The organism is Streptomyces sp. 5K101, from assembly GCF_046506645.1.
In the GTDB taxonomy this organism is placed as follows: domain Bacteria; phylum Actinomycetota; class Actinomycetes; order Streptomycetales; family Streptomycetaceae; genus Streptomyces.
On sequence record NZ_JBKFFO010000003.1, the window covers coordinates 222,225 to 237,608 of the forward strand.

Here is a 15,384-nt window from a genome sequence, read left to right on the forward strand (position 1 = left end):
TGCCCCGCGCGGTGGGCGCCGCTGTCCGCGGCGCCCACCTGGCGTCCGTCACACGAGGGCTACGTTCAGCTTCTCCACCGCCTGGCCGATCTGCCGTTCGGTGCCCGCCGTCATGGCGGCCACCGCCGGGTGCTCGGCGCGGGCGAGGTTGGTCAGCACCCGTCCGGGACCGGCCTCGACGAACGCCGACACCTCCTCCGCGGCGAGCAGGGCGAGCGTCTCCTGCCAGCGCACGGGGGAGGAGAGCTGACGGCGCAGCAGTTCCCGGGCCTCCTCCCCGGAGTGCACATATCCGGCGGTCGCGTTGGCCACGACCGGGAGGCAGGGTGCCGTGAACGTCACGGCGTCCAGGTGCTCACCGAACTCCGCCGCGATGTCCGCCATGAGGGAACAGTGGAAGGGGGCGCCGACCTTGAGCGCGGCCACATGGCTCGCGCCCTCCTCGCCGGCCCGGCGGGAGACCTCGTCGACCCCGTCGGCGACGCCGGAGACGACGGTCTGCCGCGCCGAGTTGTAGTTGGCGACCTCGACGACCAGCTGCCGCGTGCGGGACACCTCGTCGCACAACTCCCGGACCCGGTCCGCGGGAAGCCCGATGACCGCAGCCATCCGGCCGGGGGTGCGGCGGTTCACCTCGGACATCAGCAGCCCGCGGGCGCGCACCAGTCGGAGGGCGTCCACCCAGTGGAGCACCCCGGCGCACACCAGCGCGGTGTACTCGCCGAGGCTGTGCCCGGCCACCACGGCCGGCCGGACGCCCCTGTCGCGGAGTACGGTCGCGGCGGCCAGACTCGCCAGGTACACGGCCGGCTGGGTGACCGACGTGTCCCTCAGCTCCTCGGGATCACCCTCGAAGCACAGCCTGCTCAACTCGATCCCGAGGGCCTCGTCCGCCTTCTCGAAATAGGGGCGCAAGAGGCCAGGGTATCGGTCCATCAGATCCAAAGCCATTCCGGGTACCTGAGACCCCTGGCCCGGAAAAAGAAACGCAATTCTGCTCACGGCAGCCTCCCGGTCAAGGAAAGTTCAATGCACGCAGGGCAAAGACACGGTCAGTCACCCTACTCACGGCCCGCGTCGGAGGCAATGTTCTCCGTGCCGAGGCTGAGGGATATCAGAAATGGTTCCGAACGGCGCGTCAGGGCGGCGGACGGCGAGGAATTCACGCTCTTCCTCGTGCACCATGCCGGGGGGTCCGCGGTCAGTTTTCTCCCGCTGCGCTCCGTCTTTCCGGACCACTGGCGGGTGCTCGCGACGGAACTCCCGGGCCGGGGCTCATCGATCGGCGAGCCGGCGTGCTCCGGCATGGCGGAGGCCGTCTCCTGGCTGCTTCCCGCCGTGCGCGCCGAGATCAACGGTCCGTACGCGGTGGTCGGGCACAGCATGGGTGCGCTGGTCGCCTGCGAACTCGTGCGGGAACTGGAGGCGGCCGGCACACCGCCGGTGCTGCTCGGCATCTCCGCCAGCCCGGCACCCCACCTGTCGGGCCGGGACGGCAGATACCGCAACCTCCGTACCCGCGATCAGCTCGTCCGTTTCCTGAAGGACCTGGGAGGAACCCCGGACGAGGTTTTCGAGCAGCCCGACCTCATGGACTACCTGATCGAAATACTCCGCTCCGATCTGGCGGTCCTGGAGTCCTACGAAAGAAGTGCGGGATTTGCGGTCTCCGTACCGATAGCCGTCTATTACGGAGAAAGGGACGCCGCGGCGCACCGGGAAATCGTCGAGCCCTGGTCGGAATACTCCACGGCGTCCACGACCGTCACCTCCTGGCCGGGCGGGCATTTCTATCTCTTCGACCATGCCGAGACGTTCGGTGCCCGGCTGGCCCACGATGTCCGGGAGGCCGCCGCGGCCCGGGTCCCGCACCGGGAGACCGTATGGGATTGACGCGGAACCCCCGACAGGCGGGCGCCGCGGCCGCGGAGCGGGACACCCACGGTCCTGTCAGGCGCATCGTGACGGCGGCGCTCCCGCTGTACCTGACGATGATCGCGTCATCGGCCGGGACCCTGGTGGACACCGCCGTGCTGGGCAGACACGCCACGGTCTCCCTGGCCGCCTTCGCCCTCACCATGGCCGTCTACGTGCCGGCCACCGCCACCGTCGCCGGCGCCATGCGCGGCGTGATGCCCTTCGTGGCGGCCAAGGACGACGATCCCGACGCCCTGCTTCCCGTGGTCCGCGACGGCATGTGGCTCGGCGTCGTCACCGGATGCGCGGGTGCCGCGGCGGTCGCCTCGGTGCCGCTCATCGGCAGGCTCTCCGGCGTGCCGGAGAGCACCCTGTCGGAGCTGGACGGGTTCCCCGTGCTGCTCGCCGCCAGCGTGCTCGTCGCCGCCGTGGGCAACAGCGCGACGTCCACCCTCGTGGGGCTCGGCCGGTCGAGGCTGGTCATGCGCGCCGGAACGGCAGGCACCGCCGCCGCCGTCGTGCTCTCCCTCGTCCTGGTCAACGGCGTGGGCTCCTTCGCCGGTCTCGGGCTGCCGGGCGCCGGTGCCGCGATGCTTGCGGCGAGCGTGATCAGCGCCGTGGTCGCGCACGTCGGACTGCGCCGTTCCACCGTCCTGGCGGGGAGGCGGCTGGGCATCGGGCGGCCGCAGGCGCGGGCCGTGCTGCGGCTCGCACGGGTCGGCGTGCCGCTCGCCGCGACCGTGCTCGTCAAGTTCGCCGTCCTCGGTGTACTGTCCCTGGCTGTCGCGCGGGTGGGGACCGGCAGCGCCGCGGCGCACAGCGTCGCCGTCTCGCTGGTCAACCTGATGTTCACCGCGGCCGTGGCCATCGGCCAGGCGACCATTCCGCTGATGGCCCCGCACATCAAGGCCCATGACGTCCCGGGTCTGCGCCGGGGCGTGCGGGCCGGGGCGAAGGTGGCCCTGGGAGCCGTGTTCCTGCTGGGCGGCGTCCTGGTGCTGCTGCGTGACCCCGTGGTGTCCCTCTTCACCCGTGACCGGGCGCTGCACGACCAGGTGACCGGTCTGCTGCTGCTGATCCTGCTGGTAGTCGTCACCGACGCCCTGCAGGCGGTCTTCGGATTCGGGCTGATCGCCCTCAAGGACACCGTCCCCAGCCTCGTCGTCTTCACCGCCTGCTACGGAGCGCTGGCCCTCGCGGCCGTCCCGGTCGCCGCCGGCGGCGGCCTGTCCGCCCTGTGGGCCTCGCTGGCCCTCGCCAACACCCTGCTCGTCGTCGGACAGGCGGCCGTCTTCCACCGGCGCAGCGGTCGGCTGGCGGCCACCGCCCCGGCAGGACAGGCATGAGAACCCAAGGAGAGAACGCACACATGACGCAGACCCAGAGCATCCCGCCGCGCACCGCCGACGAGCTCCGGCCGCTGATCCGCGCCGTCTGGGAACGGACGCTGGGACACGCCGAGTTCACCGACGACGACCCCTTCATGTCCGTCCACGGCGGGCACTCCCTGACCGCCGTGCAGGTCATGGTCGAGCTCAGCCAGGAGCTCGGCACCCGGCTCCCGGTCCGCCTGATCATGCGCCACCGCACCGTCACGGCACTCGCCGCCGCCGTCTCCGAGCAGGCTGCCGCATGACCACCGCACCCGAAGCCCTGACCGGCGGGGCGACGCCACGGCAGCCGCGGGACGACCTGTGCGACGTCCCCTATCGTGCGCCCAGCGGCGAACTCGCCACCACGGTGGCCGCGTTGACGGCCGACGTCCTCGGAGTGGACCGGGTCGGACTCGACGACAGCTTCTACGACTTCGGCGGGACGTCCCTCCAGGCCATGCGGCTGTGCGTCCGCCTCCAGAAGGAGACGGGCCACGCCCCCACCCCGGTCGACATCCTCGAACACGATGTCCTGGCCGATCTCGTCGAACTGCTCACCGCACACGGGGACGGCGGCCGTGACTGAGCCGTCCCGACCCCTCTCCGGCGCGACCGGCTCCCCTCTGGTGCACGAGGCGGTGTCCCGGCACGCGACCGCCACCCCGGCCGCGACCGCGCTGGTGCACCGGGGCCGACGAATCGACTTCCGCACCCTGGACTCCGCCGCCGGGTCGTACGCCGCCGCCCTCGACGCCCATGGCGTGCGCCGCGGGCACATCGTGCCGCTGCTCCTGCCCCGCTCGCCCGAACTCGTCGCGGTCCAGTTGGCGGTGCTCAAGCGCGGTGCCGCCTACGCGAGCCTCGACCCCCGGTGGCCGGCACCCCGGCTGCGCGACGTCCTCGGCACGCTCGGCGGCCCTCCGGTCCTCGTCACGGACGGCGCCGCATCCCCCGACGGCACGACCCCCGTCCTGAGGACGCCGCCCGCCGACCTCCTGAGGGCGGCCGCCCTCCCCGAGCGGGCCGCACCACCCGAACGGCCGGTCCCCTCGGACCCGGCCGCCGTGATCTTCACATCCGGCACCACGGGCAGACCGAAGGGCGTCGTCCTGCCGCACCGGGCCGTCACGCGCATGTTCCGCGCGGTCCCGCCCGCCGGCTTCGGCAAAGGACACGTCATGCCCCAGGCCGCGCCGCCGTGGTGGGACATGTACGCCTACGAGCTCTTCGGACAGCTCATGACGGGCGGCACCTCCGTACTCACCGACGGCGACCACCTGCTCCCGCAGACCGTGCGCGGGCTGATCGAGGACGAGGGCCTGACGACCCTGCGCCTCACGACCACCCTGTTCCACCTCTTCGTCGACGAGGATCCCGGCAGTTTCACCGGCCTCCGGCACGTGTACGTCGGCGGTGAGCGGATGTCGCCGCGCCACGCCCGCGCGTTCCTCACCCGGCACCCCGGGGTGACGCTCGTCAACGGCTACGGGCCCGCGGAGAGTTGCATGCACGCGGCGTCGCACCGGGTGCTGACCGAGGACTGCGACCGCGAGGACGGCATCCCGCTGGGCACCGAGGTGCCGTTCACCTCGGTGGCCGTCCTCGATCCGGAGGGCCGCCCCTGCGCCCCGGGCGACCTGGGCGAGATCCACATCTCCGGAGAAGGGCTCGCTCTGGGCTACCTCGGTGAGCCCGAACTCACCGCCCGCGCCTTCGTCACCGTCGACATCGACGGCGAGCGGGTACGGGCCTACCGCACCGGCGACTTCGGCTACCGGGACGAGACCGGCACCCTGCACTTCCGGGGCCGGACGGACCGCCAGCTGAAGATCCGCGGACACCGGGTGGAGGCCGCCGAGATCGAGACGGCCGCCGCGTCGGTGGCCGGAGTCGGCAGGAGCGTCGTCGTGCCGATGAGCGCCCCCGACGGCTCCGTGACCGGAACCGCGCTGTTCTACACCCTGGCCGGCGCCGATGCCCGCCGCGAGGACGCGGAGAGCAGCGAGACGGATCCGCTGGCGCTCCACGACCAGCTGACCGCCCTGCTCCCCGAGTTCCTCGTCCCGGCCGTCACCTGCGCCGTCGAGGACTTCCCCCTCATGCCCAACGGAAAGCTGGACCGTGCGGCCCTGGGCGGGCTGGCGATCCGGCAGAGGCGCCGCCGGCGCCCCCGCGCCGCCGCATCCGCGGACCGGCGACCCGCACCCGAACGGAGTGAACCGTGACCCGTCAGCCCGGCGAGAGCGCCGCGGCCGCCTCCGGCCCGCCCACCGCGCACCGGCTGACCCGCGAGCAGGAGGCGATCTGGCTCAACGACGCCCTCACCGAGGGCCGTTCGCGCTACACGGCGCTGTGGGCGCACCGGCTCACCGGCGACGTCGACGCGGACGCCGTGGAATGGGCCCTCGACCAGGTGGTCCTCCGGCACGAAGCGCTGCGCAGCCGGTTCCTGCTGGAGGCCGGTGTCCTGACCCAGACCGCCGGCGAGCGGCCCTGCCGTCCCCTGGTACGTGAGGAGTGCGCACCAGCCGGCGTGGCGGACCGGCTGCGGGCCCTCGCGGCCGAGCCCCTCGACCCGGCCGACGGACCACTGCGCCCCACGCTGCTGCGCGTCGCCGCCGACGACTGGGTGCTGGCGGTCCTCATCCACCACCTGGTCATGGACGACTGGTCCCTCTCCCTGCTGGACCGCGAGTTCAGCCACTTCTATCGGGTACGGCGCGCTCCGGACACCGCGGCGCCCGCGCCCCTGCCGCCGGCCCCGCAGCTGGGCCGGTACGCGGACGCCCAGCGCGCGAAGCCCGTGGCCGACGCCGACCTCCGCCACTGGACCACCCGCCTGGAGGGCGCTCCGGAGACGTCGACGATCCCGCCCGACCGCCCCCGCCCCGCCGAGCTCGGCCATGGCGGAGCGCGCGTCCCGTTCCGTGTCCCCACCGATGTGGCCGACGGCGTGCGTCGGTTCGCCCGTGCGGCCCGTACGACACCGTTCACCGTCTTCGCGGCCGCTGCCGCCGCCCTGCTGCACCGGCACGGCTCCGGCGGCGACATCGTGCTGGGCACGCCCGTCTCCCGCCGCGGCGGCGCCGAGCTGGCGGGCGTCATGGGGTGTCTGAGCGACCTGATGCCGCTGCGGCTCGCCGTGGAACCGGCGGTCTGTTTCCGCGACCTGGTGGGGGCGGCCCGGTCCGAGGCGCTGAGCATGATGCGACACCGCGACGTGCCCTTCGGCCGGATCGTGCGGGACACCGTCACCGCCGAGGACCTCGGCAGGTTCCCGCTGTTCCAGACCGTCGTGGCGGTCGACGACACGGATGACCGGGGCCTGGACCTGCCGGGCGTCACCGCGGAGCGCCTGTACGTCCATCCCGGCACCACCAAGTTCGACCTGTGCTTCGACATCGCCGCCGACCGCGGAACGTTCCGCGGCTTCCTCGACTACGCCACGGATCTGTACGAACCGGCCACCGCCCGCCGCATCGCCGACCGGTACACCCGGCTGCTGGCGTCGGCGCTCGACGAGCCGGACCGGCCCCTACGGGAGCTCGCGGTGCTCCCGCCGCAGGAAATGGAGCTGGTGACCGAGGCCTGGGCCCGGGCGCCCGCCCCGGCCGGCGCCGTGCCGCTCGTGCACGAGGCGTTCGAGGCGCAGCGCCGGCGGACCCCGCACGCGCCGGCCGCCGTCTGGCACGACCGGCAGCTGACGTACGAGGAACTGGGCGCCGCCTCCGACCGGCTCGCCCGTCTGCTGGCCGCCTCCGGTGAAGGCCGTCGACCTGTCGGCATCCTGATGGACCGTTGCCTCGACATGGCCGTCGCCGTCCTCGCCGTCCTCAAGTCCGGCGCGCCCTACGTGCCGCTGGACCCCGCCTACCCGCCGGAACGGCTCGCCTACATGATCCGGGACAGCGGGCTGCACACGCTGCTGGCCCAGCCGGCGCTGAGGGACCGGTGCACGGTGCCGGAGACCGTGCGGATCCTCGAACCGGCGGACTGGGAACGGCTCGCGGCCCCGGATGAGGAGGGCGCGCCGCTCCCCGCCACCGGACCGGACGACCTGGCGTACCTGATGTACACGTCGGGATCCACGGGTCATCCGAAGGGCGTGGCCATGCCGCACGGCCCGGTCGCGGGACTGGTGGACTGGCAGTGCCGGGACTCCGCCGCGGGCGTCGGCGACCGTACGCTCCAGTTCTCCGCGCTGAGCTTCGACGCCTCGTTCCTGGAGTTCTTCAGCACCTGGTCCACGGGCGGCACCCTGGTCGTCATCGACGCGGAGGTCCGCACGGACTACGACGCCCTGCTGGACGTCATCGCCGCGCAACGCGTGATGCGCATCTTCCTGCCGTTCGTCGCGCTCCAGAGCATCGCCTACTACGCGACGGCGATGGGCCTGCCCACGCCCGCCCTCAAGGAGTGCGTCACGGCGGGTGAACAGCTCCACGTCACCCCCGCGATCCGGGACTTCTTCCGCGGGCTCGACGGCGCGACCCTGTTCAACCAGTACGGGCCGACGGAGACGCACAGCGTGACGTCACTGCGCCTGGACGGCGACCCGGCCGACTGGCCGCTCATGCCCACCATCGGATACCCCGTCAACGGCGCGCAGGTCGTCGTCCTCGACGAGGACCTGCGTCCGCGGCCCGCCGGGGTGCCCGGCGAACTGTGCGTCGCGGGCCCGCCCGTCTCGCAGGGCTACTGGCAGCGCCCCGATCTGACCGCCGAGAAGTTCGTCCCCCACCCGCTGGACGGCTATGAGGGAACGCTCTACCGGACCGGAGACGTCGCACGCTTCCTCCCGGACGGGAGCATCGAGTTCCTCGGCCGCAAGGACGGCATGGTGAAGATCAGGGGCTACCGGGTCGAACTCGGCGAGGTCGAGGCCCGGTTCCGCTCCCTCGCGGGCGTGGCCGACGCCGTCGTCCTGACCGCGTCGACCGGCGTGGGCGACACCCGCCTTGTCGCCTACTACCGCCCCACGGGCATTCCGGGCCCGGGCCACACCACGTTGCACAAGGAACTCGCCGGCCTGCTCCCCGAGTACATGCTGCCGTCGGCGTACGTGCTGGTGGAGGACGAGTTCCCGCGCACGCCGAGCGGCAAGGTCGACCGGCGCGCCCTTTCCCTCAGGCATTCCTGACCCGCCGTCCGCAACAGACGGCTTCGTGATGACCGATGCAGAGAACAGTTGAGGAGAGACCACGTGTCCGTCGCGATGGACGTGTCCCTGACCGAACTCAGGTCCGCATACGACAAGGACGGCTGGTGCGCGCTGCCCCACCGGTTCACCGATGACACCGTCGAGCTGCTGCGGGAGCGCGTGGCGTCGATCAGCCGGGAGCGCAGGCCCGAGGTCGTGTACGAGGAGGGCACCGGCACGGTACGCGCCATCCACGGCTGTCACACCTTCGACGAGGTGTGCGCCGCGCTCGTGCGGCATCCGCGGCTGGTGGCCCTGGCCGAGGCGCTGACGGGCAAGCCGGTCTACGTCTACCAGTTCAAGGTGAACCTCAAGCAGGCCCATGAAGGGGCTGCCTGGCCGTGGCACCAGGACTACGCGTTCTGGAGCGAGGAGGACGGCATGCCCGGTCTCGACGCCGTCAACATCGCCATAGCCCTGGACGACATCCACGAGGGCAACGGTCCGCTCGTCGTCGTCCCCGGCTCGCACACCCTGGGCCTCCTCGACCTTCCCGAGGACGACGGGGAAGGAGGGACCTCGGACTGGCGCCGGCACGTGTCGGCGGACCTGACGTACACGGTGACCACGGAACGGGCCGAGGCCCTCGCCCGCGACAACGGGAAGAGCCTGATCACGGGTTCGGCCGGCTCGGTGCACGCCTTCCACCCCAGCATCGTCCACTCGTCGTCCAACAACCTGTCGGCGGACCGCAGGGCGCTGCTGCTGATCACCTACAACGCGGTCGACAACGCCCCGCCGAACCCGGCACGGCCCGAGTTCCTCGTGAGCCGTGACACCACACCGGTCGTCGCGGGTGCGGACGCGCGCCTGGAGCTCGTACCCCACCAGGCGGACACGCCGGCGTGAGGCGGGCCGTCGTGCGGACGGCGTGGCACAGGGCCCTGTCACGGCTGCGCGAGGCAGTCGGGGAGGACCTGTGCTGCCCGTCCTGCACCGTGGTGCTCTCCCGGGGGATCGTCCCGCGCAGTCACGAGCGGGAGCACGTCTCCCCGCGCAGGGGCGCCTGAGGCCGCTCCCGGGCCTGCGGACGGCGCACGTCGTCCGCAGGCCCGGGGGAGCCGCCTGCCGCGGCGGTCAGCGCTCCTTCTCGAGTTCCGAGGGAACGGCCTTGCGCAGCGCCGTGACCGCGGCCTCGACCGCGGGATGCCCGGCGGCTCCCCTGCGGTAGGCGACGACGGTGCGCCGCTCGATGGGCAGGCGCGTCAGCGCCACGTTCGGCGGTGGGTCGGCGATCCCCAGGTGCGGCACGATCGCCACGCCCTGGCCGGCCGCCACCAGGAGCAGCACGGTGGCGAACTCGTCGACCTGGTGGCGGATGCGGGGAGTGAATCCCGCGGCCTGGCACGCTCGGATGGTCATCGCGTAACAGAGCGTCTCGGAGGTGGCGGTGATCCAGGAGGCGTCCCTCCAGCGGCTGATCGCGGAAGGGGCGTCCGGGACCTGCTCCCCGGTGACGGGGGAGGCCAGGTACATGGGCTCGGTGAGCAGGGGCTCGGAGCTCAGGCCGGGCTCCGTGGGCGTGGGGACGAAGTCGTACTCGTGGAGCAGCGCGACATCCAGATCTCCCGCCCGCAGCGCGTGGGCGACTCCCGCCGGGTCGATCTCGGAGATCAAGGGCTCCAGACCCGGGTGGTGGTCCGCGAGGGCGGTCAGGACGGGGGGCAGCAGGGCTCTGACCGCGGTGGGGAAGGCGCCGATGCGGACCGGGCCCGTCGGGCCGGTGCGGAGGTCGACGAGTTCGGCGGCGGCCTGTTCCAGCCGCTCCAGCACGGCCTCCGCGTGGGCGACGAGACGGTGGCCCGCCGGGGTGAGGGTGACGCCGCGGCCGGTGCGCTCCAGTAGCGGCACCCCCGCTTCCCGTTCGAGGATGTTGAGCTGCTGCGAGACGGCGGACGGGGTGAAGGAGAGCGCTTGGGCGACTGCCGCGATGGTGCCCCTGTAGGAGAGTTCCCTCAGCAGCCGCAGACGTCGGACATCGAGCATCAGCTCAGCTTATTCCTCGCTTCAGAAAGACGAACTGGACCTGCGTCGCGGGCCGGGGCACGCTCGATCCCATGACAGAGCACGCGTATCCGCAGGGAATCCACGTCCCCCTCATCACCCCGTTCACCGCCGCCGGGGACGTGGCACGGGAAGCCCTCGAAGGGCTCGCGCACACGGTCCTGGACGCCGGTGCCGCCGGCATCGTGGCGCTGGGGACCACGGCCGAGGTCGCCACCCTGGACGGGGAGGAGCGGCGGACCGTGGTGGAGATCTGTCTGCGCGTCTGCGCCGAGCGCGGCGCGCCGCTGACCGTCGGGGCGGGCTCGAACGACACCCGGGCCAGTGAGGCCGCCCTCGCCGAGCTCGGGCAATGGCCTGGGCTGACCGCTGCCCTGGTCACCGTCCCCAGCTTCACCCGCCCGTCCCAGGAGGGCGTGATCGCCCACTTCACCCGGCTGGCGGCGGTCAGCCCGGTGCCGCTGGTCGTGTACGACATCCCGTACCGCACCGCCCTCCCGCTGAGCGCGGCCACCCTGCGGACGCTGGGCGAGGTGCCGGGCATCGTGGCCGTCAAGTACGCCAATGGCCTCATCGGGCAGGACACCGTGGAGCTCCTCGGCGACCTTCCCCCGGGATTCAGCGTGATGGCGGGCGACGACCTGTTCGCCTCTCCCATGCTGGCGATGGGCGCCTCCGGGGGCATCCTGGCCTCCGCGCACCTGGCGACCCGCCGGTTCGCCGGCCTCGTGGACGCCTGGCGCGACGGGGACGTGGAGCAGGCCCGCTCCCTGGGGCACGCGCTGGCCCGGCTGTCGGCAGCCTTGTTCCGTGAGCCCAACCCGACCGTGATCAAGGGCGTCCTCCACGAGCGGGGCCTGATTCCCACACCGGACGTGCGGCTGCCGCTGCTGCCCGCCGGCAAGGCCACGGTGGCGGACGCGCTGGAGCGGCTCAGCCGGCTCGAAGGGTGACGGCCGGCCCGCGGGGCCGGAGCGTCAGGACGTCTCCCGCACCGCGAGAGCCAGGATCTCGAGACCTTCGTCGAGTTCCTCGGCGCTGATGGTGAGCGGCGGCAGCAGCTTGACCACTTCGCCCTGGGGCCCGGACGTCTCCACGAGCAGTCCCCGCTCGAAGGCGCGCCGGGCGACGGAGCCCGCGCGGTTCACGTCGGCGAACTCCAGCCCCCATGCCAGGCCGCGGCCGCGGAGCTGCGGGCCCGCGTCCTGATGTGCGGCCGCGATGTCCCGCAGGGCGCGTTCGACCTGCTCGCCGCGGGCGATGGTCTGCTTCTCCATCTGGCCGTCGGCCCAGTAGGTGTCCAGGGTGGCGGTGGCGGTGACGAAGGCGGGGTTGTTGCCGCGGAAGGTGCCGTTGTGCTCGCCCGGCTCCCAGACGTCGAGTTCGGGCGTGAACAGGCAGAGCGACATGGGCAGTCCGTAGCCGCTGATGGACTTGGACAGGGTGACGATGTCGGGCGTGATGCCGGCTTCCTCGAAGGAGAAGAACGCGCCGGTGCGGCCGCAGCCCATCTGGATGTCGTCGACGATGAGCAGCATGTCCTGGCGCTTGCACAGGTCGGCCAGCGCGCGGAGCCATTCGGGGCGGGCGACGTTGATGCCGCCTTCGCCCTGGACGGTCTCGACGATCACGGCGGCGGGCTTGTTGAGTCCGGAGCCCTGGTCCTCCAGCAGCCGCTCGAACCACAGGAAGTCCGGGAGCCGCCCGCCGAGGTAGTTGTCGTACGGCATGGGGGTGCCGTGGACGAGGGGGATGCCGGCGCCGGCGCGCTTGAAGGCGTTGCCGGTGACGGCGAGGGAGCCGAGCGACATGCCGTGGAAGGCGTTGGTGAAGGAGACGATCGCCTCGCGGCCCTTCACCTTGCGGGCCAGCTTGAGCGCGGCCTCGACCGCGTTGGTGCCCGTCGGGCCGGGGAACATGACCTTGTAGGGCAGGTCGCGCGGGCGCAGCACGATGTTCTGGAAAGACTCCAGGAAGGCACGCTTCGCGGTGGTCGCCATGTCCAGACCGTGCGTGATGCCGTCACGCTCGATGTAGTCGATCAACGCCCGTTTCAGCACAGGGTTGTTGTGCCCGTAATTGAGGGCGCCGGCACCGGCGAAGAAGTCCAGGTAGGCGCGGCCGTCCTCGTCGTACATACGGCTGCCCTGCGCGCGGTCGAACACGGCGGGCCAGCCGCGGCAGTAGCTGCGCACCTCCGACTCGAGGCTGTCGAAGACGCTCAGAGGGGACGGGGCGGTAGTCATCTGATCTCCCGAGGGGGGTGGTCTGAGGGTGTGGGGGCGAGAGCCGCGGACGCGAGGACCGGTGCGGCTCCCGGACGGGCGGGCACCGCTGTTCCCCTGCGGGGGAGCGGTGCCCGGCCCGGTGTACCCGGTTGCTGTCAGCTGCGCGCCCGGACGAAGTCCGCGAGCCGGCGCATGCCTTCTTCGAGTTCCTGCCGGTCGCCGGTGAGCGTCACCCGGACGTGGCCCTCGCCCTGCTGCCCGAAGGAGTCGCCCGGGCACACGCAGACGTGCCTCTCCCGCAGCAGTTCGTAGGCGAAGGCCCGCGAGTCGAGGCCCGTGCAGGAGATGTTCAGGAACACGAAGAACGTCGCGCTGGGCCGGATGTAGCTGAGCCCGTCCACGTCCCCGAGGATCTTCTCCACGAGGGCGACACGCGACGACGTCTCCGTGCGGATCTCGCGCGCGAAGGCCAGCGCGTCGGGACGCGAGATGTACGAGGCGGCCACCTGCTGCATGAGGCCCGGGCCGCACGAGAAGAACAGCGAGCTGTAGTCGACGAGCTTGGCTATCAGTCCGGTGTCCTGGCTGACGGCGCAGCCGACCCGCAGGCCCGGTGCGGCGGCGTCCTTGGAGAGCGAGTAGAGGTACGTGGTGGAGGAACGGTGGGGCAGCGGCTCCAGATCCCCCGCGAAGACGAGGTTCTTGTAGGTCTCGTCGAGCAGGCAGTGCAGCCCGTTCCGCTCCGCGATGTCGAGGAGGGCGTCGAGCCGCTCCGGGTCCATCACCGTGCCCAGGGGGTTGGACGGCGAGTTGACGATCATGGCCCGGATCCCCGGGTCCTCGCTGATGAGCCGCTCCACCTGGGCGGGGTCCGGGTTCCAGCCCGTCTCCGGGTCCAGCGGGTAGGTGACGATCCGCAGCCCGTTGTACCGCGCGGCCAGGAAGTAGGTCGGGAAGCCTGGGTCCGGCAGCAGCACCGCGTCGCCCGGGTCGCAGGTCACGCCGAGGTACTGGCTGATCAGCGCGTTGGCCGGGGCGACGACGACGTTGTCCGCGCCGAACGTGACGCCCTTCTCCTGCGTGTACTGCCGCGCGAAGGCGCCCCGGATCTCCGGCATGCCACCGGAGGCGATGTACCCCAGCGAGGGGTTCTGCGACAGCTCCTGCAGCGTGCTGACGATATGGGGGTTGGTGAATCCCTTGGTGTCGCCGATCTCCAGGTGGAGGACCGGGTGCCCCTGGGCTTCGAGGTCCTGTGCGGCGGCGAGGATCTCGAACATGGGCTGGGGCTGGAACGCCTGGGATCGCTGGGAGAGCGCGGGCATTACTGGGCCTTCCTGGTGTGGAGGTACGTGTAGTTGTCGTCGCCCGCCTGCTTTTCCAGATGGGCGGCGATCGAGGACGCGATCTCCTTGGCCCGCAGGGCGAGCAGGCTGAAGGAACCGGCGTCGCCCATGCCGTGGGAGGACTCGCACAGGCCGTTGAGGTAGACCTGCGGCGCGTCACCGGCGTCCGGTGCCATGGCGAGGCGGTAGTCGCGGGTGACGGCGGCCCGGCCGGACTCGGTGACCTGGGCGCAGTCCTCGAAGGAGTGGAGCAGGGGCGGCAGGAACTCCTGGCCCTCCGCGCGGGATCCGAGGTCGCGGAAGCCCGTGGCCAGGATGACGAGATCCGCCGCCAGCTCCGAGGTGTCACCGGTGTGGCGTTCCGTGAGCGACAGCCGCACGGCGTCGGGCTCGGGCCGGCACGCGGCGATCACCGTGTTGCCGATGACCCGGGTGTGCTCGCGGTTGTCGAGCCGGTCCTCGTGGAGGCGCAGGTAGAGCTCGTGCACGACGTCGATGTCCGCGGCGGAGTAGTTGGTGTACCTCAGATCGGCGTTGAGCTCGCGCTTCGACGACTCGGAGGCCGCGTAGTAGTAGTCGACGAACTCGGGGAAGTAGACGTGGTCCATGAAGGGACTCGTGTCCTTCTGCCGGAATCCGAAGGAACGCAGGATCCCCTGCACCCGGGCGTGCGGGAGGCGGCTGCGGAGGTCCAGCAGCAGTTCCACGGCGCTCTGGCTGCCGCCGACGACGGCGATCCGCGGCTGCTCCACGCCCTCCAGCCGTTCAAGGGCCCGGTTGTAGTGGGTGAAGTGGACCACCCGGGGGTCGTCGGCATCGGCGAAGGGGTCCGGGATGTAGGGCGTCCGGCCGGGCGCGGCGACGACGACGGGCGCGCGGAGTTCGGTGCCGTCCGCCAGCTCGACCACGCCGGTGCCCCCGTGCGAGGCGTCCCGGCGGATGCCGGTCACCTTGGTGCTGTAGCGCACGTCGGCGTCGAGGGTGCGCGCCACCCACTCGACGTAGGCGGCGTACTCCTTGCGGAGCGGGTAGTGCAGTCCGAGGTTCAGGTAGGAGAAGAAGCGCCCGGTCTCGTGGAGGTAGTTGATGAAGCTGAAGCGGCTGCGGGGGTTGGCAGGGGTCACCAGGTCGCGGACCGGGTTGTTCTGGATGTCGGAGCCGTCGATCAGCATGCCGGGCTGCCAGGTGGGTCCGGGCCGGCCTTCCAGGAAGATCGCACGGAGGTGGGGGTATCGCTCCCGCAGGGCGACGGCCAGGGAGATGTTCCCGGGGCCGAACCCCACACCGATGATGTCGGCATCGTGTCGGGACATGTC

13 protein-coding genes are annotated in these 15,384 nt (G+C 71.8%); 8 read left to right on the forward strand and 5 right to left on the reverse strand.

The features are described from left to right. Nucleotides 1-48 precede the first annotated feature (48 nt). Nucleotides 49-1,002 carry an ACP S-malonyltransferase gene (fabD, locus tag ACLB9X_RS06690; RefSeq protein WP_410359308.1) on the reverse strand — a complete coding sequence of 318 codons (954 nt, stop codon included), beginning with the start codon at nucleotides 1,000-1,002 and terminating at the stop codon, nucleotides 49-51. 174 nt (nucleotides 1,003-1,176) lie between these two features. Here fabD and ACLB9X_RS06695 point away from each other — a divergent pair, with 174 nt between their 5' ends. The 7 genes from ACLB9X_RS06695 to ACLB9X_RS06725 all read left to right on the forward strand — a co-directional run bounded on the left by ACLB9X_RS06695 (nucleotide 1,177) and on the right by ACLB9X_RS06725 (nucleotide 9,339). Next, complete coding sequence (locus ACLB9X_RS06695) at nucleotides 1,177-1,893, forward strand: thioesterase II family protein (RefSeq protein ID WP_410359309.1); 717 nt, start codon at nucleotides 1,177-1,179, stop codon at nucleotides 1,891-1,893. Beyond that, nucleotides 1,884-3,263, forward strand: coding sequence for an MATE family efflux transporter (locus ACLB9X_RS06700; RefSeq protein ID WP_410359310.1), 1,380 nt, complete (start codon nucleotides 1,884-1,886; stop codon nucleotides 3,261-3,263). The genes ACLB9X_RS06695 and ACLB9X_RS06700 overlap by 10 nt, the downstream gene beginning before the upstream one ends. Before the next feature lie 23 nt (nucleotides 3,264-3,286). Further along, on the forward strand, nucleotides 3,287-3,553 hold the full coding sequence (locus ACLB9X_RS06705) for an acyl carrier protein (RefSeq protein WP_410359311.1): 267 nt from the start codon (nucleotides 3,287-3,289) through the stop codon (nucleotides 3,551-3,553). After that, nucleotides 3,550-3,876, forward strand: a complete 327-nt coding sequence (locus ACLB9X_RS06710) for a phosphopantetheine-binding protein (protein ID WP_410359312.1) — start codon at nucleotides 3,550-3,552, stop codon at nucleotides 3,874-3,876. Before ACLB9X_RS06705 ends, ACLB9X_RS06710 begins: the two co-directional genes overlap by 4 nt. After that, nucleotides 3,869-5,515 carry an amino acid adenylation domain-containing protein gene (locus ACLB9X_RS06715; protein WP_410359313.1) on the forward strand — a complete coding sequence of 549 codons (1,647 nt, stop codon included), beginning with the start codon at nucleotides 3,869-3,871 and terminating at the stop codon, nucleotides 5,513-5,515. Before ACLB9X_RS06710 ends, ACLB9X_RS06715 begins: the two co-directional genes overlap by 8 nt. After that, nucleotides 5,512-8,430: a non-ribosomal peptide synthetase gene (locus ACLB9X_RS06720; protein ID WP_410359314.1), complete on the forward strand. Its 2,919-nt coding sequence runs from the start codon at nucleotides 5,512-5,514 to the stop codon at nucleotides 8,428-8,430. Before ACLB9X_RS06715 ends, ACLB9X_RS06720 begins: the two co-directional genes overlap by 4 nt. Nucleotides 8,431-8,493: 63 nt before the next feature. Further along, complete coding sequence (locus ACLB9X_RS06725) at nucleotides 8,494-9,339, forward strand: phytanoyl-CoA dioxygenase family protein (protein ID WP_410359316.1); 846 nt, start codon at nucleotides 8,494-8,496, stop codon at nucleotides 9,337-9,339. A gap of 228 nt (nucleotides 9,340-9,567) precedes the next feature. Here the strand turns inward: ACLB9X_RS06725 and ACLB9X_RS06730 are convergent, their stop codons facing one another. Beyond that, nucleotides 9,568-10,476, reverse strand: coding sequence for a LysR substrate-binding domain-containing protein (locus ACLB9X_RS06730; protein ID WP_410359317.1), 909 nt, complete (start codon nucleotides 10,474-10,476; stop codon nucleotides 9,568-9,570). A 71-nt stretch (nucleotides 10,477-10,547) separates the two neighbouring features. On the opposite strand from ACLB9X_RS06730, the gene ACLB9X_RS06735 reads away from it, so the two are divergent. Beyond that, nucleotides 10,548-11,447: a 4-hydroxy-tetrahydrodipicolinate synthase family protein gene (locus ACLB9X_RS06735; protein WP_410359318.1), complete on the forward strand. Its 900-nt coding sequence runs from the start codon at nucleotides 10,548-10,550 to the stop codon at nucleotides 11,445-11,447. A 24-nt stretch (nucleotides 11,448-11,471) separates the two neighbouring features. Here ACLB9X_RS06735 and ectB read toward each other — a convergent pair whose 3' ends face one another. From ectB to ACLB9X_RS06750, 3 genes are all read right to left on the reverse strand, one after another. Then, nucleotides 11,472-12,740: a diaminobutyrate--2-oxoglutarate transaminase gene (ectB, locus tag ACLB9X_RS06740; protein WP_410359319.1), complete on the reverse strand. Its 1,269-nt coding sequence runs from the start codon at nucleotides 12,738-12,740 to the stop codon at nucleotides 11,472-11,474. A gap of 137 nt (nucleotides 12,741-12,877) precedes the next feature. After that, the gene (locus ACLB9X_RS06745) at nucleotides 12,878-14,047 is read right to left on the reverse strand and encodes a pyridoxal phosphate-dependent aminotransferase (RefSeq protein ID WP_410359320.1); all 1,170 of its coding nucleotides are present in this window, start codon (nucleotides 14,045-14,047) and stop codon (nucleotides 12,878-12,880) included. Continuing rightward, on the reverse strand, nucleotides 14,047-15,381 hold the full coding sequence (locus tag ACLB9X_RS06750) for a lysine N(6)-hydroxylase/L-ornithine N(5)-oxygenase family protein (protein ID WP_410359321.1): 1,335 nt from the start codon (nucleotides 15,379-15,381) through the stop codon (nucleotides 14,047-14,049). Before ACLB9X_RS06750 ends, ACLB9X_RS06745 begins: the two co-directional genes overlap by 1 nt. Between the last annotated feature and the right edge of the window lie 3 nt (nucleotides 15,382-15,384).